Source organism: Endozoicomonas sp. ONNA1, from assembly GCF_024606325.1.
Lineage (GTDB): Bacteria > Pseudomonadota > Gammaproteobacteria > Pseudomonadales > Endozoicomonadaceae > Endozoicomonas_A.
In genome coordinates, this window is the sequence record NZ_JAHHPN010000953.1 from 1 (window position 1) to 1,735 (window position 1,735).

2 protein-coding genes are annotated in these 1,735 nt (G+C 52.3%); both read left to right on the forward strand.

The genetic code is table 11. The features are described 5' to 3' along the window. Positions 1-854 (forward strand): hypothetical protein (locus tag KDK19_RS22915; RefSeq protein WP_257293031.1); only part of this gene is annotated, 854 nt, incomplete at its 5' end. Beyond that, positions 854-1,735, forward strand: an 882-nt coding sequence (locus tag KDK19_RS22920) for a hypothetical protein (protein ID WP_257293032.1), incomplete at its 3' end; no start/stop codon positions are given. The genes KDK19_RS22915 and KDK19_RS22920, both read left to right, overlap by 1 nt.

Genomic DNA, 1,735 nt, shown 5'->3' on the forward strand with positions numbered 1-1,735 from the left:
TGCCACCCGATGGCCAGGTGCCGATTTATCGACCGGGGGATATTGTGGTCATCAGTCATCGCCAAAACACCGACGCAGGCACACCTACAGCGGGCCAACTGGTCACTCTTAACCGTGATCATCAGGCAGAGATCACTGTGGAGGACAGCCAGGGCCAGGCCCTCGATCCAGCCCAATACACGACGGATCGTGAAGCAGGCACCGTCACCTTTGCCGATCCACTCCTGCTACAAGATGCAGAGAGCAACAGTCTGACAGCGCCGTTTACCATCAAGGATCGGGTCGAGCATATGAGCGTGGCCAGCGACGTGCAGATAAATGGCGAGATCACCATCATCGCTCCGGTGCCCTGGAACTTACCAGCCAATGAAACCCAAGTCAGCAGTGCTGTGGTTTATGGTGACTTGCAGGCCAGGGTTCACAACTTCTTCAGTCAGAAAGTTTGGGACGGTGGCGATCCTAACTGGACCGATGAGCGCATCGGTGATAACACCACTGCCCAGTACAACACCATTAACTATCCATTGGTGGTGACCAACAAGGGAGCCATCTTCGGCAAGTGGGCGATTATTTTCACGTCCGGTAGCGCCTTCCAGATTGTGGAAGAGAAACTCGGGATTATTGATACGGCCACGACTGCTACTGATGCTGCACCCATTAATCCGGAAACCGGTACACCCTACTTCACCATCAAATCTGAGGGTTGGGGAACCGGATGGGCTGTGGGCAATGTTATTCGTTTTGATACAGACGGTTGTCTGGCTCCAGTTTGGATCTGTCGAACTGTGCTGGCCGGGCAGGGCACAGAAACCAGTGACCAGTTCACATTGCAGATTCGGGGGGATGCTGACTGATGGCAGGGATATGGTTCGCTAAAGAGAACACTCTGGGTCGGCTGGAAGGCCCCGTTACGGACAAGAATGCAGGTATTTATTTTGGCTCAAACAGGAGGCTTTATTTCTACGCTTTGATTTATATAGACAGCAGCAATGCTGACAAGACCATCCCGTTGCTGACCACCTTGTCTGATTCCAACAATAGCCCGTCCCGCTATAAGACCCGAATCTACTGTGAGAATAGCCAGATCAAAGTGTACGGCACCCGAGACAGTACATTAGTGCTGAGAGGATACTGCGATAACGCCATCCCAATGGACGAACTGGTTGAAATAGTGGTTCAGGGAGATTCAGGAGGTGGTAGTAATGCAGTTAATATTTACTATAACGGTGTCGCCCAAAGCGTATCCTCCAAATTCGGGAGGTACAGCATTTTTGACCGATATACCCAGGTCATTCTGGGCGGAGATACGACAGCGACCGGGAATGCAAAGGGAGTGCTGATCTCAAAATTGGTCATCACTGATGACTGGGATAGTCCTCCTGTCGCACCACCACTAATCCCTAATAGTACAGGGGTAGTTTGGACTTCTGACTTTGAAGATGTCAATGCACCACTGAAGATTAAGGGCCAGTCAAACAGTCAGGAATACGATCTAGTCTGGACAAATACCGACAACACCACTGTCATCTGGAGCGACACCAATGCGCCACCTTCTTCAGGCAGCGCCGGTGGCATCATCATCCCCGGCAATGGCAACACCACCCGCATCCAGGGCACCGTTATGGAAGACGATCTGCCGGTGGCTCGCCGGGTCTTTGCCATCACCCAGGCACAACTGGCAGTCGATGGCAGCCAGGAAACAAAACATGCCGTTTTGAACAGTGTGCTCAGCGAC